Origin of the sequence: Saccharibacillus kuerlensis DSM 22868 (assembly GCF_000378145.1) — a bacterium.
Taxonomy (GTDB): domain Bacteria; phylum Bacillota; class Bacilli; order Paenibacillales; family Paenibacillaceae; genus Saccharibacillus; species Saccharibacillus kuerlensis.
On the sequence record NZ_KB899277.1, the window covers coordinates 156,265 to 178,814 of the forward strand.

The window sequence follows — 22,550 nt, forward strand, 5'->3', positions numbered from 1 at the left end:
AAATCTATAAATTCTCTTCTTTTTTGTATAATGGTTAACCGTAATTAACAGGAAGTTTATCGATATACGCTAATGCATCTTGCAGTGTTTTCACAGGAACAAGCGTCATTGACCCTCCGGTTTCTTTCATTTTTTTCTCTGCAACCGCAAAATTCCCTTCGGGAACAAAGAAGATGTCGGCGCCTCTGCGTTCAGCGGCTACAACTTTGTGCTGAATGCCGCCGATTTCGCCCACTGTTCCGTCGGACTTGATCGTTCCGGTGCCTGCAATCCGGTAACCGCGGGTCAGATCGCCGGGCGTCAGCTGGTTGTAGATCTCCAGCGTAAACATCAATCCCGCCGAAGGGCCTCCTACCTGAGTTTGAGTAAAATAGACTTCATCGGAAGGATTCTCAGGATCGATGCGAAGCACCTCGCCCGTCGAAACGCCGAAACCTGGGCGGGTCGTGCCGTCGTCGTTCAGAATAGCGACCAGTTTTACGGGTTGTTCGATCGGCCGTCCTGCCCGCTCTATCGATACTTCCACGACATCGCCGACGGAATGGCTTTCAAGCAAATTGCGCAGTCCCTCCAACGTGAAGATTTTCTCGCCTTCCACTGCAATGATTTTGTCTCCGGTGATAAACTCTTTTTGCTGCGGGTCACGATCGGGCACGGTCGTAATAAAAACGTACTCCGTCTCAATACCGAATTTGACTCCGGCTTCACGATAAGCGGCCGCAATCGCCGAGGATTGCGACGAGTTCATATAATACTGCTGCGTGATCCGGTACTCGTCATCGTCTTGATCCTTGATACGCTTGCCGATATCGGCATTTTCGTCCAACAGCGAGAGTCCCAGCAGGGCCAGGTTAGCGTATGTGACGGAGACGGTTGTCATCATGAATGAGCCCCGCTCTTCCATCTCTCCCTCCGCTACGCGCACCATCGGTTTCACTTCGTCCGCGCTGCCGGGCCGCTCGATCGTATACGAAGTCGGCATATAAACGACGACGTACACCAGCAGGGCGAGACAGAGCAGATAAGCCAGAGTCCGGATCCGCGGAATTGTGGAACGCAGCATAATGGTCGTTCATCTCCTCTTGCTTGTACTTGCGCCCGTAGGCAGCCTCTACTCGCAGAGGCCGCCTACGGGCGAGACTTTATGGGCTATCTGTCGTGCGATCTTATTTGCCGTGCAACTTCGACTTTAGCGCCGCCTGAACTTCGGGCGTCACTAGTTCGCTCACGTCACCGTCGAACTGCGCGATTTCTTTGACCACACTGGAGCTTAGGTACGAGTACAATGGGTTGGTCATCATAAAAATGGTTTCTACATTTTCATTCAGCTTCCGGTTCGTCGTGGCAATTTGCAGCTCGTATTCAAAATCCGTTACCGAGCGAACCCCCCGTACAACGACCTGTGCCTTTTTTTGATCCACATAGTTGACGAGCAGATCGCGGAATACGTCTACTTCTACGTTCGGCATATCAGCCGTTCCCTGCCGCAGCAGTTCTGCCCGTTCTTCAACCGTAAACATTGGCTTTTTGCTCAGGTTATTGAGAACCGCCACAATCAAACGATCGTACTGTCTCGCGGCGCGCCGGATAATGTCCATGTGTCCGAGCGTCACCGGGTCAAAGCTTCCCGGATATACGGCAATACGTTCGATTCTGCTTTCCTTTTCCATTATGCGTCCAAGTCCTCCTCTGTAGGTGGGTCTTCTTCGCCCTCTTCCGGATTCCAATCGTAGATGGAAACGGCAGTCTCACCGTATACGGCCTTACGCTGCAGAACAAATGAACCGAACGCTTCCGGATACTCGTATGAAGATTCGTATTCCAGAACGATAGTTGCTCCCGCGTTCAACAGACCGGTTTCTTCCATACGAAGCATCAGCTCCGCCCCGTTCTTCATTCGGTAAGGCGGATCCAGAAAGACCAGATCGAACGCTGTCTCACGCTTCGTCAGCGCTTTGAGCGCACGCTGCGCGTCATTGCGGTATACTTCGGCCCGATTTTCGAATCGTGTTGCTTTAAGATTGGACTTTATTACTTCGATGCTTTTGGTATCGGTGTCGACCAAGACCGCCCGCTCTGCTCCGCGGCTCAGCGCTTCGATCGCAAGTCCGCCCGTTCCGGCAAACAGATCGAGCGCTTGTCCTCCGTCGAAGAAGGGGCCGATCATACTGAATATCGCTTCTTTCACTTTATCGGTCGTCGGACGCGTTCCGCTGCCCGGTACCGCTTTAAGGGGTCTCCCCTTGGCTTCCCCCGCTACTACTCTCACGCTAAGTTGTCCTCCCGTTCTTTCATGCTGTGCCTGCCTATCGGCTTTCCTTATCGTAACACAACCCGGCGGAGAGGAAAACGGCAAGAACTTTAGTGGGGAAGCCCGTCAGGGCTCCCGTCACTCTCTGCTTCATCCTGATATAAAAAGACCGCTCCACTCCTTTCGGAGGCTGCGGCCGCGGTCTTTTACCTATACGGACTTATCGTATTGGTCATAAAGTTATCTTATTGTCACAGAGTTATCTTGTTGAATAATGGATTTATCAAACCTGATCGACTGTTGGGCTTGCAGGAGCCGAGCGACATGTTTCGTCAACACCGGCTTTCTCCTTTCACTTTCAGTCTGCTGATTTCCGCCGCTTTACTTGGCTGCGGCCGTCTGACGAAATACATGCGCTGGCTGCCCTTTAGGTCCCGGTCTGCAGCAGAACAGCGCACCGGCCAGCGGCTGCTGCGCCTTCTGCTCATCCGACAAACCGTCAATCGCCGTCGTAATGTACAAATCGCCGTAATCTTCTCCGCCAAAAGTGCAGCAGGTGACGTTGTCGACAGGCAGCATGATCTCACCAAGCTTCAATCCGGCTGTGGAATCCCATTTGCTGACGCGTCCGCCGCCGTAGTGCGCAATCCATAGATTGCCATCGGCGTCTACTGCCATGCCGTCCGGGAAGCCTTCTTCGTTTTCAAAAGAAACGACTGTGCGTTCTGCGCCCAGTTCGCCTTTTTCTACATCAAACTCAAAAGCCTGAACTTTTCCCGTACCTGTATCGATATAATACATCACCGTTCCGTCGGGGCTCCAGCCCAAGCCGTTGGATGTGGATACTTCGCCGAAAATATGCCGCACGGACATGTCCCCGTCCATACAGTAGAAAGCCCCCTGCTTCTCTTTGCCGACCAGGCTCATTGTACCGGCCCAGAAGCGTCCTGCCGCATCGCATTTCCCATCATTGAAGCGATTGTCTTCACGGTTCTCCGGATCATGAATCGGCGTATGTTCACGGCTGTCCAGATCGTAGAAAGCAAACCCTTTTTCTGCAGCCAGTACGATCTTGCCGTCCGTATGTCCAACTGCTGCGCCTACTCTTTCGGGCAGCTCATGTACCTCTTCGCTTCCGTCCGCCGGATTGTAGAAACGAAGCTGCTTGCCTTCGATATCGACCCACATCAGTATCCGCTTATCCTCAAGCCAGACCGGACCTTCGCCCAGTGTCGCCCGGTAATCGGAGACCGGCTCCGGTTTGATGCCTTTCAGTTCACTCATATCGCTGCTCCTCCCGCATGATGAATTCATGATCGCTTTCCGGGCCGCAGTCTCGCGGCTCTCGCCGTATCTTTACCCAATTTGGACGGTATATGACTTTCTTAAGGAGTTTTGCATGCACTTTTGGCACTTTTGGCAACTTTGGCACTCTTGGTATTTTTGCGGCCTAGGCCTGCAGCGAAGCAAAGACCCTGCTAAAGGCTGGAGTGTTAATTTCCTATTGGTGAGCCCCGATCCCATTCGAAATCAAGCGCATTCAGCAAACCGCGAGCGATTAACATGTGGCCAGCCGTATTCGGATGCACATGGTCCCACCCGTTCGACAGCGAAGATTGAATCATATGATGCCCCATTCGGTCGAATGCCGCCTGGGTATTGACCAACTCTGCGCCGTAGTCACCGGCCAGACGCTTAATGACTGCACCGTAGCGATCCATCAAGGAGCGCATTGGATCTTCATGTACGGCCATATAGTAAGGTGTCACCAAGATCAAGCCTTTGAGCCCCGGCTGTACAGCATCAAGCAGCTCACGCAGCGTTGCTTCGTATTCTTCCAACGTCACGAAAGATTGGACAGCTTCCGGCGTATCAAACTGACGCCATACATCGTTGATGCCGATCATGATCGACAGCCAATCCGGCTTTAAATCCAATACATCGCTCTGCCAGCGTTTTTTCAAATCACGCACCGTATTGCCTCCGATACCGGTATTGAGCACCAGCAGGTTCAGTTCCGGATAGCCGGTACGCAGCAGCGCGTCGACCAGAGCGGGGTAACCGTTTCCGAGACCGTTTTTGTAACCGACCGGATAATCCCGTCCGGCATCGGTGACCGAGTCGCCGATCAACAGCAGCTTATCGTTTTGAGTCAATTTCATATTCTATTCCATCTCCTTAAATTCAGCTCGATATTGGGATCTATTCAGAAATTCGAGATCTGCCCGGCATATTCCTTTGTTGTTTAATTTTCGCTTTTTGCCGCTTCAATAAGCTGGATCAATGAAGCGTCCGAAACTGTTCCGGCGTAACGCCTTCCTGCTTGCGGAATGTTGCTACGAAATGGCTGGCATCGCGAAAGCCGACCAATCCCGATACTTCTTTAATCGTCATTCGGGGATGCAGCGTCATCATTTCTTTGGCTTTGCGCAGCCGCAGAAGAATCAGGTAAGCATAAGCAGTCATCCCAAATGCCTGTTTGAATAAGGTATTGAGGTGCCGGGGCGTAATATCCGCACGTCTTGCCATGTCCTCCAGCCCTACGTCCGAATCGGCGTAATGACGATCGAGAAATTCAAGCACCGGTGTAAGCCGGCGGACAGAATTCGACAGCGATGGCATACGATTGACCCGGCCGTCCTTTTTGAGCAGAGTAAGGAAACGGTACACTTCTACCGATATGTTCAGACCCGACAAATCCCGCTCACTGCCTATACTGTTCAGTAAGGCAGGTACAAAACCATTCAATTCCGCTCCTTCATCCCAAGTGTAGTACGAAGATACCGGCAGCCCCAATGTACCAAGAATGGCTCCGGCCTGTGCGCCCCCGAATGTCATATAATAAGTTTCCCATCGCTCCTCCAATGGTCGGTATTCGTGAGCTTCACCGGGCAGCAGCAGAATGCCTGTCCCTTTATCCAGCACATACTTCGCTCCGCCCATCGTAATCTCTCCTCTGCCGCCGAGCGTTTGCAGCCAATGGTAACAGTTGTACCCGTCAGGCCTTGCGACCACTTCCTGATCGGGATTGTAGCCGATACTTTCCGTGTAGAGAGGCAGAGGCAGGTCTTTGAGCTCTGTGAAATATCGTCTATGCGCGCTGTTCATTGCCGTATCCCCTTCAGATCGAATATTTCTCTTTTTTTATACGCTGTTCCCTTTTTATTATATTTTATAATAATTTTCAGTAGATTAAAATAGAATTATTCTTATATGTTGAGGTGATTGTAATGATTAGCAGCAAACTTCCCAAAATTTTTTACGGTGGCGATTATAACCCGGAGCAGTGGGATGAAGCGACCCACCGCGAAGACCTGCGCATGTTCAAACTGGCGGGTATCGATATCGCAACTATCAACGTATTCGCTTGGGCGCTGAATCAGCCCGATGAAGTCACTTACAATTTCGAATGGCTCGATGAGCTGCTGGACGGTCTGCATGCGAACGGCACCTATGTATGTCTGGCGACCAGTACAGCCGCGCACCCTGCATGGATGGCGAAACGTTATCCGGACATTCTGCGCACGGATGCCGACGGACGCAAACGTAAATTCGGCGGACGCCACAATTCCTGCCCAAACAGTCCTACCTACCGTAAATATTCGGAAGCGATTGCAGAGAAACTGGCCGAGCGTTACAAAGACCATCCGGCGGTGCTCGTCTGGCACGTATCCAATGAATACGGCGGCGACTGCTACTGCGAGAACTGCGAGAAAGCGTTCCGCGTGTGGCTGAAGCAGCGCTACGGTACGATTGAGACATTGAACCGCGCTTGGAATACAAATTTCTGGGGACATACATTCTACGACTGGGACGAGATCGTTCTGCCGAACAATTTAAGCGAGCACTGGGGCGACAACAACTCGACATTCCAGGGAATCTCGCTCGATTATTCCCGGTTCAATTCCGACAGTATGCTGGACTGCTACAAGCTGGAACACGCGGTGATCAAAAAGCATATTCCGAACGCTGTGATCACGACCAATCTGATGGGCTTCTTCAAACAGCTGGATTATTTCAAATGGGCGAAAGAAATGGATATTGTTTCTTGGGACAATTATCCGGGTCTGCAAACACCGGTCAGCTTCACGGCAATGGCTCATGATCTTATGCGCGGACTCAAGGACGGCGAACCGTTCATGCTGATGGAACAGACGCCGAGTCAACAGAACTGGCAGCCTTATAACTCGCTCAAGCGTCCTGGCGTTATGCGTTTGTGGAGCTATCAGGCGGTCGCACACGGTGCAGACACAGTCATGTTCTTCCAGCTTCGCCGCTCGGTCGGAGCCTGCGAAAAGTATCACGGTGCCGTGATCGAACACGTCGGTCATGAAAATACCCGCGTCTTCCGCGAAGTATCGGAACTTGGCCGCGAACTCGGAGACTTGGGCGATCGCCTGCTCGACTCCCGTCTTCCGTCTAAAGTCGGCATTCTGTTCGACTGGGAAAACTGGTGGGCTGTCGAGAAGTCCAGCGGACCGACTGTTGCACTGAACTATGTTGATCAGATCCACAAATATTACAAATCGTTCTATGATCGCAATGTTCCGGTCGATATCGTCAGCGTCGATTCCGACTTCAGTAAATACGATATTGTTGTCGCTCCAGTACTGTACATGGTCAAGCCCGGCCTTGCCGACAAGCTGGAAAGCTTTGTGAACGGCGGCGGCACGTTCTTGACCACCTTCTTCAGCGGGATCGTCGACGAGTCCGATCTAGTTAAGACCGGCGGTTACCCCGGCGAACTTCGGAACCTACTGGGCATCTGGGTCGAAGAGATCGATGCGCTGTTCCCGGATATGCGCAACAAAATTGTTGTGAACGGCGAATTCGGCAGCCTCAAAGGCGAGTACGAATGCGGTATGCTGTGCGATCTGCTGCATACGGAAGGTGCCGAGACATTGGCCGAATACGGTGATGACTTCTACAAAGGCATGCCGGTATTGACCCGTAACACTTTCGGTGAAGGACAAGCTTACTATGTCGCTTCCGATCCAGAGCAGTCGTTCCTGGACGGCCTGCTGGAACAGCTCTGCGCCGACAAAGGGATTCAACCGCTGCTGGACACCCCCGAAGGCGTCGAAGTCACCAAACGGGTCAAAGACGGCGAAGAGTTCTTGTTCGTGATGAACCATAACGCCGAAGAGTCGGCCTATGAGCTGAGCGGCGATTACGTTAACCTGTTAACAGGCAATGCCTTAAGCGGATTCTCCAAGATCGCTGGACGAGACGTGCAAATCTTGAGTCCGGCAAAATAATGACGGAAGCTTCCGCAATCATGCGGAGAAACCCGGTATTTCGGATGGGTACCATTCAAATACGGTGGAGATAATGAACGTCCGCGCATCGTTTGTCGATGCGCGGACGTTTTTTCAGTTCCACAGAACTTCTTTGTATGAGCTGTTGGCCACTTTTTCGCGCCTTTACGCAGCTTTATGATCTGCCGGGCGGTCTCCTTCAAGCGGCAGCATCAAATCCCGAAGACGCCTAACGTAACGCCAAACACAGTCAGCACGACGAAAATGAGCACGAAGGCAACAATCAATACGGCGAAGAACAAAATGACGTACAGAAGCAGCGATTTCCAGGCAGAGAACCCATGAGCTTCACCTGTCGCATGCAGAATAGCAATGAACGACCAGACTCCGAACACGAGTTCCAGCATGATCAGGCCCAGATACAGCATACTTCGACCGACGCTTTCATCCAGATTCGGCGTAAGGGAAGTGAAGTTTTCCATACCTGCAATCAGCAGTTCCGGAATCCAAAGCAATCCGACCATAATGCCAAGCATGCCGTAAATTCGGCCGCTTACGACCCGCATGTCTTTGGTCGAACCTGTTCCGCCCAGCCAGCCGCCGATCAACCTAAGCAGCCATGATACGATATAATAGGTCGCCAATCCGCCCACGATCCCGCTGATGACCACACTGACAGCGATTCCTCCTGCCGACATATCGTCGCCTGCGTTTCTACCGGAAGCACTGTTCAACGCGTTGAAAATACCGGCAATCAAAGCTAACAGGAGTGCGTTTTTCAGCGGATTCGACGAATAAAGGAAATCCCTTGTTACCTGCCTCGGGTGAATCCATACACGAAGCCACGGCGACAAACCGCTCGGAGCAGGTTGACCATTTTTCATACCGCCTCTACCTTCACGTTCCGGATAGTCGGTTACCTTTCTCCTTCCGGGGCTTTCATCAAAGTTCTCCCGGCCAAATAGACCATCCTTTCCTTTTCCGGAGTCTCCCCTTTCACCGCTGTCTTCACTATTTCCATTATTCCCGTAACGTCCGTACATTCTTCCAGCCCCACCGTTTCTTTGTATGATTTTGGAACTTAATTATACAATATTAGTTTAAAGTATATATGCTGGGGCTATAAAAGATTTTTCATATTCCTGCTTTTTTGTCAAACTTCCGCATGTAAGCTGTAGGATCTGTTCAGCTCTGTAAACTTACTTTATCGCGTATACCCGGGATTCATAAGGTCGCAGTTCCTTTTCATCCATACCCTCTTCGCTGTAGTTACCGATCACAAGCGAGGCTTCTTTCCCCAATAGGTTCGGCGGCCATTCAAGCGCTGTCTTCTCCGTAGAGAAATTGAGCACGATCAGCCATGTTTCTTGTTCAAGCGTTCTTGTATACATGTACAGCGTCTCATGATCCGGCAGCAGCAGCTCATAATCGCCGTAAGTCATAATCGGATTTTCTTTGCGCAGTGCGATCAGCTTTTTGTAGTAATGGAAGACGGAATCCGGGTCGCTCTGCTGCTGCTTGGCGTTAATTTCTACATAATTTGGATTTACTCCGATCCACGGCGTTCCCGTTGTGAAGCCTGCATAATCGCTGTCATCCCACTGCACCGGCGTACGGGCATTATCGCGTCCTCTTGTCTGAATCGCCGCCATCACGGTACCCGGATCGGCACCGCCATATGTTACGCGATCATGATACATGTTCAAACTCTCGATATCCTTGTAGTCGTCGATCATTTTAAACTTGACGTTGGTCATGCCAAGCTCTTCGCCCTGATATACATAAGGCGTTCCTTTGAGCGTATGCAGCAGTGTTGCCAGCAGCTTGGCTGACTGAACGCGATACTCGCCGTCATTGCCGAATCTCGACACCATACGCGGCTGATCATGATTGTTCAGGTAGAGGCTGTTCCAACCTTTTTCCGCCAGTCCAATCTGCCATTTGTGCATAACAGCCTTGAACTGCGGCAGTTTCCACGGCACAATGTCCCATTTGCCGCCCGGACCGCCGTCCAGACGCATATGCTCGAACTGGAAAACCATTTGGAGCTCCCCGCGGTCCTCGCCCGTATACTTTTTCGCTTCCTCGATTGTTACGCCCGGCATTTCGCCAACAGTCATAATGTCATACTTCGACAGTACTTCCCGATTCATCTCCTGCAAAAATTCATGGATGCGAGGTCCGTCGGTATAATACATACTGCCGTCCGCGATCGGAGCGTTTCCGTTCGAAGGCAGCCCTTCCACTTTGGAAATCAGATTAATGACATCCATGCGGAAGCCGTCTACCCCTTTATCCAGCCAAAACTTCATCATATCGTATACGGCATGACGTACCTTTTCATTCTCCCAGTTGAGATCCGGCTGCTTTTTCGAGAACAGATGCAGATAATATTGGCCGCGTTCCTCACTGTATTCCCAGACCGGTCCACTGAAAAAAGATTCCCAGTTATTCGGCAGACTGCCATCGGGTGCAGCATCGCGCCATACATAATAATCGCCGTATTCGCTATCCGGATTCCGGACCGATTCCACAAACCAGGCATGCTCATCCGACGTATGGTTAACAACCAGATCCATCATCAGCTTAATTCCGCGTTGATGCAGACCCGCCAGCAGCTCTTCCCAATCCGCCATCGTGCCAAATTCATCCATAATGTCTTCATAGTCGCTGATATCGTATCCATTGTCGTCATTCGGCGATTTGTACACCGGCGATAGCCAGACCACATCTATGCCAAGCTCCTTCAAATAATCCAGTTTCATAATAATGCCCCGCAGATCGCCTACACCGTCTCCGTCGCTGTCCATGAAGCTGCGCGGATAAATTTGATACACAACCGCTTCTTTCCAAAAAGTACGTTCCATACCTATCCATTCCTCCCCACTGTTCGCTTGTAGCGTTTTCCCACCTTACTGGCGAGCAAGCCCTGTCTTACCCCATTTACCCAGAAAACGCCAGCTTGAGCGGTAGAAATGATAACTTAAAAAAATTGATGTTGAGCAAATTTTCCATAAAAGTCCCTATACAAGAAAACGTTTTCTATATACAATAAATGCGTTCCATTAATTTAACAAAAAAGGGGATTAAAGAAATGAACAGGATGTTTACGAAAGCATCGGGAATCCTGCTGATTGCGCTGACACTTGTGTTGGGCGGTTTGTACGTACCTGAAAAGGCAGCTGCCGCGGGTACATACGTCGTCACTTTCCAAAGCGCACGTCTGGTATCGAACAGCCATGTCGGCAGCGATTGGTACACCGAAGGATCGGTCAACGGCAAAAACGTAAGAGAAGGTTCCAGTGTTAAAGTTTCTTCGGGAAACATCAAGTTATATGCTTACGCCGAAGAGCAGGACAAAATTCCGGATATCGGTAAAGCGAACAAAACGATCAAGACCTCTTCTGTTTCCTCTTCCGGAACTACGGTCAAAATAAAAGTTATCGTTACTGAAAATCGCGGACGTTATTCGGGCCACCAGGCTGTCTGGGAATTTACGTACAAGATCAAATCCCAAAAGTAGAAATTCGTAAGCCCGTAAACCATACATATGCGTCGTTTCAAGCTGGATTTTCCGGCGTGAAGCGGCGCCTTTTTACGTTTGTCTTCAGCTGTCTTCCTAGGTCATGATATAATCAAGAAACCTGCTCATTGATATTCCGAATTCGTGATTGTGTACCAAACCTATAGCATACAAGGTATCGAAGTATCAAAAAAACGAAAATTGAAATCGCTTTATTTACTTCTTACAGAATCGAGGCGGATATTACGTTGAATGACTCTCAATCCGTACGAAATATCGGCATATTCGCCCATATTGATGCCGGTAAAACGACAACTACTGAACATATGCTGTACCGCAGTGGAAGCATACGTGCACTTGGCAGCGTTGATGCGGGCACCACCTCTACCGACTCTCTCGACGTGGAAAGAGAACGGGGCATTTCCGTTAAAGCGACTTCAGCCTCTCTGACCTGGAAAGGACATAAGATCAATCTTGTCGATACACCGGGTCATGCCGACTTTCTCGCTGAAGTGGAACGTTCGCTTGGCGTAATGGACGGCGCAGTATTAATCATCTCTGCCGCAGAAGGCGTTCAGGCCCAGACCGAAGTGTTGTGGCAGGCGCTCCGACTGATGAATATCCCTACGCTCATCTATATTAATAAGCTTGACCGAATCGGTGCTTCATTTGAGCGGACGCTGGAGGATATCGAACGATTGCTGTCGTCTGCGGTTCTTCCTGTACAGCATCCCGTTTATACGGAGGACGGCCTATTTACCGACTTGCATGAACTTTGGCAGAAGCCAGCCGATACTGCCTCCCTGCACAGTGGGGATTCCGAGAAGGAACTTGGGGGAACTTCTTCCGCTTCATCAGCTCCTGGTTTATCATCTTCTGACGCATCTTCCTTGCCCTTTTCTTTTGAAGCGAAAAAAAGAAATTTTCGTTCGGCGGCTGCCGAAAAAATGGCCGAATTCGACGAAGAGCTGCTGCTTCGATATATCGAAGGCGATATTCCGGATGACAGAGAGACGAATCAGCTGCTAATCCGGCATACGGCGGCAGGACATCTCTATCCGATCTGCTGCGGCTGCTCGCAAAAAGGATTAGGTATCGAAGAACTGCTTGACGCTGTGCTGACGTTCCTCCCCGCCGCACCGCCCAAACCGGATCTTGCTGGGATCGTATTCAAGGTTGAGCGTGAACGTTCGATGGGACGCGCCGCCTGGATTCGTCTGTACGGTGGTTTCCTGCGCAATCGCGACATTGTCCGGCTTGACGGCCACGAAAATGAGAGCAAGATTACACAAATCCGTATGCTCGACGGCCTTAAAAAAGTGGATGCCGGCGAGATTGGGCCCGGTGACATCGCCGCCGTCTATGGACTGCCGGACGCCGCGATCGGCGACATCATCGGCGATGCGTCTCTCGTGCCGAAAACGCCGGAAATGGCTGTCCCGCTGCTGACGGCGCGAGTCCTTCCCGAGAGCGAGGCTGATTACACCCGTACTGCCGAAGCACTGCAGGAACTGACCGACGAAGATCCTTTGCTTGATCTGGCTTGGCTGCCGGAGCAGCGCGAACTTCATGTTCGCATGATGGGTGCGATCCAGCTTGAAGTGTTGGCCAGTATCCTGCAATCCCGTTTCGGTCTGAACGTTGAATTCGGTCCTCCATCCGTCATCTACAAAGAAACGCCTGCTCAAGTGTGCGAAGGCCGGGTTGCTTACCTTGCACCTAAGCCCTGCTGGGCGATCCTGCATTTCAAAATCGAACCGGGTGAGCGCGGCAGCGGACTTGTATACCGTTCATTGGCTCGAGCCGACGATATCCTGCCGGCTTACCAAAATGAAGTCGAACGCCGTGTTCCCGAAGCACTGAAGCAGGGACTTTACGGCTGGGAAGTGACCGATCTTGTTGTCACTCTGACCTACGGACAGCATCATGTCTGGCATACCCATCCACTCGATTTTGTCATCGCTACACCCATGGGCATCATGAACGGATTGGCTACCGGAGGAACCAAACTGCTGGAGCCCGTGCTGCGGTTTCGTATTTCCGTACCCGAAGAACACGCAGGCCGCGTCATGAGCGATTTATCCCGTATGCGCGCCGAATTCTCTTCGCCTTCTATAGAAAGCGGCCGCTTTGTTATCCAAGGCACTGTCCCCGCCGCCACTTCGATGGACTACTCTGCCGAACTGCGTTCTTTTAGCGGCGGTAAAGGCATGATGACCGCTTCCTTCGAAGGCTATCAAGATGCCCCGGAAGGTACCGAAGCATCCCGCCCTCGCACCGGCATCAATCCGCTAGATGAAGCCAAATATATTCTGAGCGCACGAAGCGCTCTGTGACCCTCCCTACGGGAGAGGTTTCCGCGTTGTGCAGCGTACACGCCCGCCTTTCAGCTTTCCGCGTTGTGCAGAGCACACGCCCGCTCTTCGGCCTTTCCGCGTTCTGCTAAGCACACGCCTGCTCTTCAGCCTTTTCGCGTTGTGCAGAGCACACGCCTGCTCTTCAGCCTTTTCGCGTTGTGCAGAGCACACGCCTCTTTTCCTGAAATCGAAAGAAGGACCGTTTCCCTAGTTCATGGGAAACAGTCCTTCTTTTTATTCCTCCCTCATCAAATAGGGATGAGGGAATACCTGCGTCCTTCAATGGTTGATGGAAGCGGCGGTCGGTGAGCGGAGGAGCTGCAGGAGCCGGAAAAACGAAGTGGTCGCCTTTGAAATTGGATTCCCCCTGCTCTCATCTAATCGAGGGAATCCAATTGAAACAGCGATTGAAGGCCCTGCAGCTCCAGAGCGCCTCCGAAGCGCCCCTCCAACCTAACCTTACTCCTTCTCCTCCCTCATCCCAAACGGCCACCAATTCGCTTTCCCAAACGTCTTCACCATAACAGGAACGAAGAACGGAAGCATGAACAGCGCATAGATCGCGAGTCCCGACAGAACGACAGTCGCGATCTGCATCATCGACAATACGCCCGACGGAATCATGGAAGCGAAAGTCCCGCTGAGAATCAGCACAGCCGACAGAATGACGGTTCCCATATTGCGCATCGCATGCACGATAGCGTCTTTGGGATCCATATCCCGATGTTCATTGAAGCGATCCATCAGGAAGATGCTGTAATCGACACCGAGCGCGATGAGCATAACGAAACCAAAGAACGGTGTGGTCCACGTAATACCCGAGTATCCAAGCAGATCCACAAAGATCGCTTCCGTTACGCCCATAGCCGCGTAGTAGGTCACAAACAGCGACAGCATCAAGTACAGCGGCATTACGATGGAGCGCAGCAGCAGGATCAGAATGATCAGAATGCCGCCCATCATGAGATATACCGTACGACTGTAGTCTGAGTTGGATACCGTCTGTAGATCAGCGAACGTGCTCGTTACGCCGCTGATTGCCACATCGGCTTGTTCCAGCGCCGTGTCCTGTGTCGCGCGGTCAACGGCTGCACGGATATCGTCGATATTGGCGAGCGCTTCCGTACTGTACGGATTGTCCGACAATACAACGTCGAGCGTCATGATCTTTCGGTCGTTCGACATATAATTATCGAACACCTGCTGGAAGTCTTCGTTCTCGAGCGCCTCCTGTGGAATGAACCATCCGCCAAGTTCCGCATCGGAATTGTTCTGCAGCTGCCCCAGATAATCCTCAGCCGAACCCAGACCGTCTCCGACCTGTTTAAGTCCGTCGACACTCTGGTCGAGTCCGTCCGTCAGCTGCATGAGCTGATCCGACAGGTCGCTGAATCCTTGGCCCAGCTGCTGCTGACCGTCCTGCAGCTGATCCAAGCCTTCGGTAATAGACGGCACTTCGCCGACAATCTGACCTTGGCCGTCCGCCGCTTGATTCAGGCCACTTTGCAGTTGGTCAATGCCTGCAATCAACTGATCAAAACCGCCTGTCAGCTGATTCTGACCGTCCAGTGCCTGAGCATAACCCTGATTGGCTTGACCGATACCGGCGGCAACTTGGGATACTTGTCCCTGCACCTGGCCGAAAGCATCCGCAAGAGCAGCAGCGCCTTGCCCAGTCTGAGTGACCGTGCCGCGAATCGTCAAGTAATCTTCATCCTGCAGCAGTGCCGGGAATTTGCTTTCCAGACTGCCGAATCTTCCCTGTACGCTGCTTAGCGCACCTGACAGCGCGGTCAGTTGATCGCCCAATTGGGACATTCCGCCGTTCAGGGCGCCGAGTCCTGTGCCAACCTGCTGATAACCCGCCAGCAGCTGTGCATGGGCGTCGGCAAGCTGCTGAGCGCTGGCTTTCATCTGCTGAAGACCTGCCTGCAGTTCGCCTGCACCGACAGCTCCGGAACGAATGCCTTCTTCAATCTGTGAGAGGCCCTCTCCGAGCTGTCCGATTCCTGTCTTAAGCTCTTCCGTGCCGCTGACAAGCTGATCAGCTCCGGAAGCCGCTTCTTGAATCTGCGGCGCATTGTCGCTCAACTGCTGGCTGGCTTCGGCGAGTCCGTCCTGAATCTGAGTCAATCCTTCTCCAGCCTCGCCAAGCCCTTCCTTCAATGTTCCGGCCTGATCCGCTACACTGAAGTCCTGAATTTCTTCGCCAGTCGGACGACTGGCGCTTCGTACCGTATCGACACCGGCCACCTTGCTAACTTCGCGGCTGATCCGTTCCGCCAGCGAAACGTATTCCGCATTGTCCATCGTTTCATCGTTTTTGATCACGATTTTGGCAGGCATGGCCTGACCGGCGCCAAAGCTGTCCGAGATAATATTGAATCCTTGTACCGATTTATAATTCGGCGGAATCTCTTCCAGGCTGTTAAACGACAGCTTTCCGCTTGAAGTCAGCAGAAACGGCAGCGTTACGGCCAATACAATCAGCATGGCAGCCCAAGGACGTTTGAGCGAGAAATTGCCGGCCCAGCCCCACAGCTTGTTTTCGCTGTGTCCGATCGCTTTACGTGAAGGCCAGAACATTTTCTGACCCAATACCGCCATGAAGAACGGTACGATCGTGACCATCGCAAGCAGCATCACTGCAATGCCGACAGCAACGGCTACTGCCGAACGATACAGCATGAATTGCGAGAAGCCGATTGCTGCAAAGCCAACCAATACCGCAATACCGGATACGATTACTGTACGACCCGCTGTCCGGTAAGTTTCGATGATCGCGTCCCACTTGCTTTCGTGACGTCCAATCTCTTCCTTGTAGCGGCTGATCAACAGAATGCAATAATCCGTTCCGATCCCGAACATGACCGCAACCATAAAGATCTGCGTGAAGTTCGACAGCGGGAAGTCGAAGCGATCTACAAGGAAAGCCACAATACTTTGCGAGACGATATAACTGATTCCGACGGTCAGCAGCGGAATCAATGGCGCTACGATCGAACGGAATACGAGAATCAGAATCAGCAGGATGAAGACGACCGTAATATATTCCGACTTCTTCAACCCTTCTTCGGAACTGCGCACCGTATCCTCGCCGATCAGCGATTCACCGGTCAGATAGTGCTCCACCTGATAAGCATCAAGTGTCTGCTCGATGCTGTTCTGGACTGTGGTCACTTCGCCTTCAGGAATTTCGGCGCTCAATGAGACAAGAATAGTCTGCCCGTTTTCCGAAACCATCTGGCTTTCCAGTTCGCTCTGTTCGAACGGGCTGAGAATCGACGTAATATGCAGGCTCTCTTTATTTTGATCAAGCGCTTGAACAGCTTGTTCCGCCTGCTCTTTCTCTTCGGCACTCAATCCGTCGGGATTGTGGAAGACGAGCGCAATGGTCGTACCTTGCGATCCGCCTTCCTGAGCGGCCATTTCATTCAAAATTCGTGAAGCGTCTGTCGATGTGTATCCATCAGGTACGGAAAAACCGCCCTTTTCACGCACCAGATCCGACATGGACGGCGCAGTCAGAAACAATCCTACTGCCGCCGCCAGCCAGAGTACTAATACCAGCCATCTGGCTTTCAGTATCGTTCTCATTTTTTCTCACTGCCTCCATCTTCTTTGACCAGCATCGCAAGTTTGTCGAATGCGGCCAGAACGGTCTCGACTTCCTTCTCTTCAAAATGCTCCAAATATTTTGCGAACGACTCGGTGATTCGCTGCTCGGCCTGAACAGCCATGTCCCGTCCCCGTTCGGTCAGCGTCAAATACACTTCACGGCGATCCTGCTCGCTCCGGGTTCGTTCGATAAGTCCGCGATCGACCAAACGTGTCACGATCGCCGTAATCGAACTTTTGACCACTTTGAACGCTTCGGCCAGCTCGGAAGACGTGCAGGGACCCCGTTGAATGATCGTCTGCAGCAGATAATATTGATCACTTGTCATATCTTCCTGCATCTGACTGCGTACCAAAGCACCGAATTCTCGTTCAATTGCTATCCAAGATCCCAGAAAGCGATCGATCAGCTGCTTGGCATTTTCTGTAACAGGATTGGGCATGCCTTTCGGTTCCTCCATCTTTTACTCGCCCCTTTCATAAAATGATTCTACAATCGAATGGTTCTATAATCGAATGATTCACCAATGAAACTATTCACCAATGAAACTATAAAGTTTTTTCCTACAGCTGTCAACCTGCAGACATTTCGTCAAACTGCAAATCAGACGCACAAAAAGCCCAATCCGTATAGGAAAAGGCTTAGTCTGTTGATGTTATGCAAACGAAGAAATTTTACTGAGATTAGAAATAGCGTGCTGAAATTTTTTCGAATTATCGGACTGAACTGGACATTGATGCTTTGTTCGTACGTTCAAACACGTTTGACAAGACGCGCAATTGAACGATCCGCTTCCCTCAGTACAATATTGCGATCAAGCGTACGGACAACGCGATTTTCCATCACAATTTTGCCATCAATAATGACTGTATCGACATTCCCTCGCGTTGCGGAATATACAATTCGGGAATAGACGTCAACCTCATGAGAAGGGAACGTATGAAAATCATACAGATCAAGCAGGACCAGATCCGCTTTTTTGCCAACTTCCAGGCTGCCGATTTCTTCTTCCATGCCGAGTACTTCCGCGCCGCCCATTGTCGCCATACGCAGTACCGTTCGAGCATCCATCGCTGTAGGGCCATGTATCGGCTTCTGGATCAGTGCGGCCAGCCGCATCTCCTGAAACATATCCAAGTTGTTATTGCATGGTGCGCCGTCCGCTCCCAGTCCGACCGGCACATGGCGACTCAGCATATCGGGAACTTCCGCGATACCTGAAGCCAGCTTTAGATTGGAACCCGGGCAGTGCGTCATCTTGACGCCTCTCTCGCGGATAATGGTCTTTTCCTGCTCATCCAGCCAGATGCAATGAGCGAGAATCAGGTTGGGCTTGGCCAAACCGATATGATCGAGATACACGATATTGCGCATGCCGCGTTCTCGCTCCACAACCTCGATCTCTCCCCGGTTTTCCGAAGCATGCGTATGAACCCGAACTTGGTACTGCTCAGACAGATCGCGGACCCCAATCAGCAGCTCTTCGGTGCAGGAAACGACAAATCGCGGACAGAACGCATACTGGATACGGCCGCTATCATAACCGTTCCACTTCTCAAGCAGACGCACGCTTTCCTCCAAGGAACGTTCTGTTTTCTCCTGCAGAGGCGCCGGAACTTCAATGCCGTGATCCATCATGACTTTGCCGGATACAGCCCGAATGCCGGTCTCCGCTATCGCGTGAAACGCCGAATCAGTATGGTGCACCGTCTCCATATCAAGCAGAGTGGTCGTACCGCTGGAGATCAGTTCGCCGATGCCCAACATCGCCGAATAGTAGATCGATTCCTCATCATGTGCCGCTTCAAGAGGCCATATCCGCTGCTGCAGCCAGTCAAGCAGTTCCAGGTCATCGGCCCGGCCGCGAAACAGAGTCTGACACAAATGAACATGCGTCTGAATAAATCCGGGCAGCAGCACTTTGCCCCGCGCATCGATCACCCGGTCTGCTCCTTCACTCGACAAGTCTTCGCCAATTCCGACGATACGATCGTCTTTTATCAGCAGGTCTCCGGTAAATACGTTCTGTTTGTCGTTCATCGTGACGATTTGAGCGCCTTGAATCAACAGTGTTCCCATATCCGATCCTCCGCCTTCCACGCCTTTCTTTCAACAGCCTTACAGCAACCTTATTCTTACTCTTCTTCGTCTTCCTCCACGTCGTATACACAGCGGAATCGTTCAAGTCCCGACGAACTGATGCCGAGTCCAATGACGGCAAACCCGACGCTCCGATAAAAGTCGATCGCTTCTTCGTCCGTTTCCGCGATGACGCGTTCCGGTTTTTCCCTTACCATCAGCTCAAGAATCATACCCCGACCGTAGCCGAGCCCCCGGCTCTCCGGTTCCACAGCAAGATGAGTAATCGTAATTTCCCGTTCTCCGCTGGAGCGATAACCGATGATCCCCAGGTTCTCTCCTTCTTCGACATATGTCAGCAGTTGAGCTTCATCGTTCTCTTCGTAAAATTTGATTGCCTGTTCTACATGTTCGGGATCGGGAAACACGGCCAGTTCAAGAAGGCCGGCAATATTTGGTTCACGTACTTGGTCTTTAACGGATTGCAGCATGTTTTCCTCCTGTATGATTTCATTTAGATTTGGATTTGGACTTTTATAGATGAGATGAAACAACCGGTTTGCCTGAATTCAGGCAAACCGGTGCAGTTCTTCCCGGGCCGCTTCATAAGCACCGTACAGCTTGGGCAGCACATCTCTCGCTTCTTCCGTACGCTCTTCCCGCAGCGCATGCTCGATCGTTTCAAGCAGCTTGGCAAAATAATCGATTCCGATACTCAGACTGCCGGATTTCAAGTCGTGAGCCGCATACATCCCCTGTTTGCAGTCGCCTTGAAGGACCAGCATCTCAAGTTGAGCCAGTTTTTTGGGAGTCTCTTCTTCGTAGGCAAGCAGCAGAGAGCGGAAAATTTCCGGTTCCCCGTCTTCGTCCAGATCAATAATTTCACGGATAACCTGTGAATCAAGCGCCTTTTCGGAATTTTTCGAGATCCATTTTTGCAGCATGGAGCCTAATGAATCCATGCTGACCGGCTTGCCGAGAAAGTCGTTCATCCCCGCTTGGAGACAAACTTCCCGCTCACTGTCCAAGGAATCTCCTGTAAGCGCGATGATCGGAATCGGCCGACGCATCTCTCCGCGTTCGATCTCGCGAATTTTGCGCGTCGCTTCAGGACCGTCCATGCTCGGCATATGCTTATCCATTAAAATTACAGCATACGGTCGGCTGAGAAAGGCGGATACCGCTTCCTGACCATCGCCGACGACCTCTACGGAATTCAGTCCCAGCTTCTTGAGCTGCATGCGAATGACCTGGCTGTTAATGGGGTTATCTTCGGCGACCAAAATCGGAATTTCCATACCCGGAGTTCCGAAGACGGGTACCGCACGCAGAGAAGCCCCGTCGCTCTCCGGCACTTCGGCAGGCGGCAGAGTGATTTGGAACCAAAAATTCGAACCTTCACCTTCCCGGCTGAATACGCCGATCTCGCCTTTCATCGATTCAACCAATGACTTACAGATCATAAGGCCAAGCCCGGTTCCTTCTTTCGCTTTACCGGCTTCGGTCTGCGAATACGGCTTGAACAGTTTTTCAATCCCTTCTTGCGAGATTCCGATACCGCTGTCCCTGATTTCAAAACGCATAATATTCGGTCCGGCAGCCCCGGGATGTACGGATATACGAATTTTACCGTTTTCGGTAAACGTATTGGCATTGTTGATTAAATTGATTAATATTTGCCGGATACGTGTCGGATCGCCGCTGAGCGCTTGGGCAATCGAATCGTCGATTTCGCATTCGACCATGTTCCCTTTGCCTTTCGCCCGCGGTTGAAGCAGCTGTACGGCATGCGTAACGACTTCTCGCAGATCAAAAGGCTTTTCTTCAATATCCAGCGCTCCCGCTTCACTTTTCGAGAGATCCAACAAGTCGTTGACCATTCCCAGCAGCGATGAAGCTGATTCTTCGACCAGCCCTGTCCAGGTCCGCTGTTCTTCGGTAAGCACACTTCCGCGCAGCAGCTCGGTCATACCCAGAATACCATTCATCGGCGTGCGAAACTCATGACTGATCATCGCCAGGAAATAATTTTTCGCTTCGTTCGCTCTTTTCGCTTCATGTACCGCTTCTTCCAGTTTCGCATTACTTTTGGCCAGCTCGCGCTGGAGCGTCACCATTTCGTTGTTCATGGATGAAAACTCATTCAAAATCCGTTCCTCTTGTACTTGTCCGCGTACAATTCGGTCATTCAGTTCTTCAATAACGGAACTCATACGTTCAATCTCGCGCTGTAAATCAACTTCCAAATTGATGCCCTCCCCTCACTTCCAGACGCCGACCCGTTTCTTCAGGTCTGCTTTCGCGTATGCGTTCCCGCATCATTCGCTCCGCTTCATGCAGCGCGCTTTCGGCATCAGGCGCATATCCATCCGCGCCGACGCGACTCCACAATGAAGGATCAAGGTTAAAAGGCAATCCTCCCACCATAATTTTCACATTTTCCAAACGCTTGTCCGCACGCAGATGGCCGATCAGCTTTTTCATCAAATGCACGTGAAAAGTCATTGTAGCCGACAGCGCAACCAGATCTGCACCTCTACGTACAACCATTTCCGCAAGCTTTTCCTCGTCGGCATTCGCGCCCAGGTAGTGCGTATCCCAGCCTTCCATCTCGAACACGTCGGTAAGCATTCGCAAACCGATCTCGTGCAATTCTCCTCCAACGCAGGCCGACACGAGCACACCACCTGTTTTTGGACGTTCCCCACCAATCCATTGTGTATACAGGCGCGACATAGCGCTCTGCGTAACCGCTGTACAGTAATGTTCGTCCGCAACACTGATCTGCTGGGTCTGCCACAACCGGCCTACTTCATACTGCGAGGATTGGAACACATACCGATAAATGTTCCTGATAATTTCTCCACGCTCAAACAAGCTGTCCACCAAAGCATAAGCACCAAGGCGGTCATTTCTCAGCAGCGCGTCCAGGTAGCTTCGGGATTCCCGGCCCAGATGATGATCTTCGGAAATAAAGGACGGAACTTCAGCTGGCTGCTCAGTTCGCAAAATGCCCATTTCCAGAATCCGAATCGTTCGCTCCACCTGTTCGTTTCGTTTCCCCGCACGCACCCGTCCGAGAATAAGTTCAAGTTTCATTCGAATATCAATGTCGGTAAGCCCGTAACCGGCCAAAAGCTGCTTCAGCCAGCCGATATAATGCACAAACAGCGAAGGGCTGTCCATCATTACGCCCTCCGCCAAATAATTCAATGTATAGACGGTATCCCTGCGGGATTTTTCAAATCCGGGCCGCCCGTATCGATCCATCAGATCCGGTTGAATTTTGTACTGCTCTTCCGTCACTTCAAGCGCGAGCTGTTCAATCCCCGCGAACAAAGTCTCTTCGGTCCATAATGTCATAACAATTGCCCGCTTGGGGAGCGGAAAAACCAATTTCTCTCCGCTGTCTTAGTCATTTGCGCATCCCTCCCCCGTTCATTTTGTCGCTGCCGATTCAGCT

At 51.5% G+C, this 22,550-nt stretch carries 17 protein-coding genes; 3 read left to right on the plus strand and 14 right to left on the minus strand.

Going from position 1 to position 22,550, the window contains the following annotated elements:
- Positions 1-34: 34 nt before the first annotated feature.
- The 6 genes from F456_RS0100725 to F456_RS0100750 form a co-directional block, all read right to left on the minus strand.
- Positions 35-1,063 carry a YlbL family protein gene (locus F456_RS0100725; RefSeq protein WP_018975079.1) on the minus strand — a complete coding sequence of 343 codons (1,029 nt, stop codon included), beginning with the start codon at positions 1,061-1,063 and terminating at the stop codon, positions 35-37.
- A gap of 103 nt (positions 1,064-1,166) precedes the next feature.
- Complete coding sequence (coaD, locus tag F456_RS0100730) at positions 1,167-1,670, minus strand: pantetheine-phosphate adenylyltransferase (RefSeq protein WP_018975080.1); 504 nt, start codon at positions 1,668-1,670, stop codon at positions 1,167-1,169.
- Positions 1,670-2,269, minus strand: coding sequence for a 16S rRNA (guanine(966)-N(2))-methyltransferase RsmD (rsmD, locus tag F456_RS0100735; protein WP_018975081.1), 600 nt, complete (start codon positions 2,267-2,269; stop codon positions 1,670-1,672). The genes coaD and rsmD overlap by 1 nt, the downstream gene beginning before the upstream one ends.
- A gap of 363 nt (positions 2,270-2,632) precedes the next feature.
- A complete protein-coding gene (locus F456_RS0100740; RefSeq protein WP_018975082.1) occupies positions 2,633-3,535 on the minus strand; it encodes an SMP-30/gluconolactonase/LRE family protein in 903 nt (300 codons plus the stop codon).
- A gap of 209 nt (positions 3,536-3,744) precedes the next feature.
- A complete protein-coding gene (locus F456_RS0100745) occupies positions 3,745-4,413 on the minus strand; it encodes an SGNH/GDSL hydrolase family protein (RefSeq protein WP_018975083.1) in 669 nt (222 codons plus the stop codon).
- Positions 4,414-4,531: 118 nt separating this feature from the next.
- Entirely contained in the window at positions 4,532-5,359 is an 828-nt protein-coding gene (locus F456_RS0100750) for an AraC family transcriptional regulator (RefSeq protein ID WP_018975084.1), read from the minus strand.
- A gap of 122 nt (positions 5,360-5,481) precedes the next feature.
- On the opposite strand from F456_RS0100750, the gene F456_RS0100755 reads away from it, so the two are divergent.
- Complete coding sequence (locus F456_RS0100755; RefSeq protein ID WP_018975085.1) at positions 5,482-7,509, plus strand: beta-galactosidase; 2,028 nt, start codon at positions 5,482-5,484, stop codon at positions 7,507-7,509.
- Between the two features lie 212 nt (positions 7,510-7,721).
- Here F456_RS0100755 and F456_RS0100760 read toward each other — a convergent pair whose 3' ends face one another.
- Positions 7,722-8,552: a Yip1 family protein gene (locus F456_RS0100760; protein ID WP_018975086.1), complete on the minus strand. Its 831-nt coding sequence runs from the start codon at positions 8,550-8,552 to the stop codon at positions 7,722-7,724.
- A gap of 156 nt (positions 8,553-8,708) precedes the next feature.
- Positions 8,709-10,376: a glycoside hydrolase family 13 protein gene (locus tag F456_RS0100765; protein ID WP_018975087.1), complete on the minus strand. Its 1,668-nt coding sequence runs from the start codon at positions 10,374-10,376 to the stop codon at positions 8,709-8,711.
- 227 nt (positions 10,377-10,603) lie between these two features.
- Here F456_RS0100765 and F456_RS0100770 point away from each other — a divergent pair, with 227 nt between their 5' ends.
- Both F456_RS0100770 and F456_RS0100775 read left to right on the plus strand, forming a co-directional pair.
- A complete protein-coding gene (locus F456_RS0100770) occupies positions 10,604-11,032 on the plus strand; it encodes a hypothetical protein (RefSeq protein ID WP_018975088.1) in 429 nt (142 codons plus the stop codon).
- 248 nt (positions 11,033-11,280) lie between these two features.
- On the plus strand, positions 11,281-13,368 hold the full coding sequence (locus F456_RS0100775) for an elongation factor G (RefSeq protein WP_018975089.1): 2,088 nt from the start codon (positions 11,281-11,283) through the stop codon (positions 13,366-13,368).
- Positions 13,369-13,848: 480 nt separating this feature from the next.
- On the opposite strand, the gene F456_RS0100780 is transcribed toward F456_RS0100775, so the two are convergent.
- From F456_RS0100780 to F456_RS21495, 6 genes are all read right to left on the minus strand, one after another.
- Complete coding sequence (locus F456_RS0100780) at positions 13,849-16,986, minus strand: MMPL family transporter (RefSeq protein WP_018975090.1); 3,138 nt, start codon at positions 16,984-16,986, stop codon at positions 13,849-13,851.
- Positions 16,983-17,468, minus strand: coding sequence for a MarR family winged helix-turn-helix transcriptional regulator (locus F456_RS0100785; protein WP_018975091.1), 486 nt, complete (start codon positions 17,466-17,468; stop codon positions 16,983-16,985). Before F456_RS0100785 ends, F456_RS0100780 begins: the two co-directional genes overlap by 4 nt.
- Before the next feature lie 293 nt (positions 17,469-17,761).
- Entirely contained in the window at positions 17,762-19,087 is a 1,326-nt protein-coding gene (locus F456_RS0100790) for a 5'-deoxyadenosine deaminase (RefSeq protein ID WP_018975092.1), read from the minus strand.
- A 56-nt stretch (positions 19,088-19,143) separates the two neighbouring features.
- Positions 19,144-19,578, minus strand: a complete 435-nt coding sequence (locus F456_RS0100795) for a GNAT family N-acetyltransferase (RefSeq protein WP_018975093.1) — start codon at positions 19,576-19,578, stop codon at positions 19,144-19,146.
- A gap of 78 nt (positions 19,579-19,656) precedes the next feature.
- Positions 19,657-21,333: an ATP-binding protein gene (locus tag F456_RS0100800; RefSeq protein ID WP_018975094.1), complete on the minus strand. Its 1,677-nt coding sequence runs from the start codon at positions 21,331-21,333 to the stop codon at positions 19,657-19,659.
- Positions 21,323-22,450 (minus strand): cobalamin-dependent protein, encoded by a 1,128-nt coding sequence (locus tag F456_RS21495; RefSeq protein WP_018975095.1) that lies wholly within the window; start codon positions 22,448-22,450, stop codon positions 21,323-21,325. The genes F456_RS0100800 and F456_RS21495 overlap by 11 nt, the downstream gene beginning before the upstream one ends.
- Positions 22,451-22,550: the final 100 nt, after the last annotated feature.

Coding starts and splice junctions, on each gene's coding strand:
- F456_RS0100725 (WP_018975079.1), bottom strand. CDS start 1,063: ATGCTGCGTTCCACAATTCCGCGGATCCGGACTCTGGCTTATCTGCTC.
- coaD (WP_018975080.1), bottom strand. CDS start 1,670: ATGGAAAAGGAAAGCAGAATCGAACGTATTGCCGTATATCCGGGAAGC.
- F456_RS0100740 (WP_018975082.1), bottom strand. CDS start 3,535: ATGAGTGAACTGAAAGGCATCAAACCGGAGCCGGTCTCCGATTACCGG.
- F456_RS0100745 (WP_018975083.1), bottom strand. CDS start 4,413: ATGAAATTGACTCAAAACGATAAGCTGCTGTTGATCGGCGACTCGGTC.
- F456_RS0100750 (WP_018975084.1), bottom strand. CDS start 5,359: ATGAACAGCGCGCATAGACGATATTTCACAGAGCTCAAAGACCTGCCT.
- F456_RS0100755 (WP_018975085.1), top strand. CDS start 5,482: ATGATTAGCAGCAAACTTCCCAAAATTTTTTACGGTGGCGATTATAAC.
- F456_RS0100760 (WP_018975086.1), bottom strand. CDS start 8,552: ATGTACGGACGTTACGGGAATAATGGAAATAGTGAAGACAGCGGTGAA.
- F456_RS0100765 (WP_018975087.1), bottom strand. CDS start 10,376: ATGGAACGTACTTTTTGGAAAGAAGCGGTTGTGTATCAAATTTATCCG.
- F456_RS0100770 (WP_018975088.1), top strand. CDS start 10,604: ATGAACAGGATGTTTACGAAAGCATCGGGAATCCTGCTGATTGCGCTG.
- F456_RS0100780 (WP_018975090.1), bottom strand. CDS start 16,986: ATGAGAACGATACTGAAAGCCAGATGGCTGGTATTAGTACTCTGGCTG.
- F456_RS0100785 (WP_018975091.1), bottom strand. CDS start 17,468: ATGGAGGAACCGAAAGGCATGCCCAATCCTGTTACAGAAAATGCCAAG.
- F456_RS0100790 (WP_018975092.1), bottom strand. CDS start 19,087: ATGGGAACACTGTTGATTCAAGGCGCTCAAATCGTCACGATGAACGAC.
- F456_RS0100795 (WP_018975093.1), bottom strand. CDS start 19,578: ATGCTGCAATCCGTTAAAGACCAAGTACGTGAACCAAATATTGCCGGC.
- F456_RS21495 (WP_018975095.1), bottom strand. CDS start 22,450: ATGACATTATGGACCGAAGAGACTTTGTTCGCGGGGATTGAACAGCTC.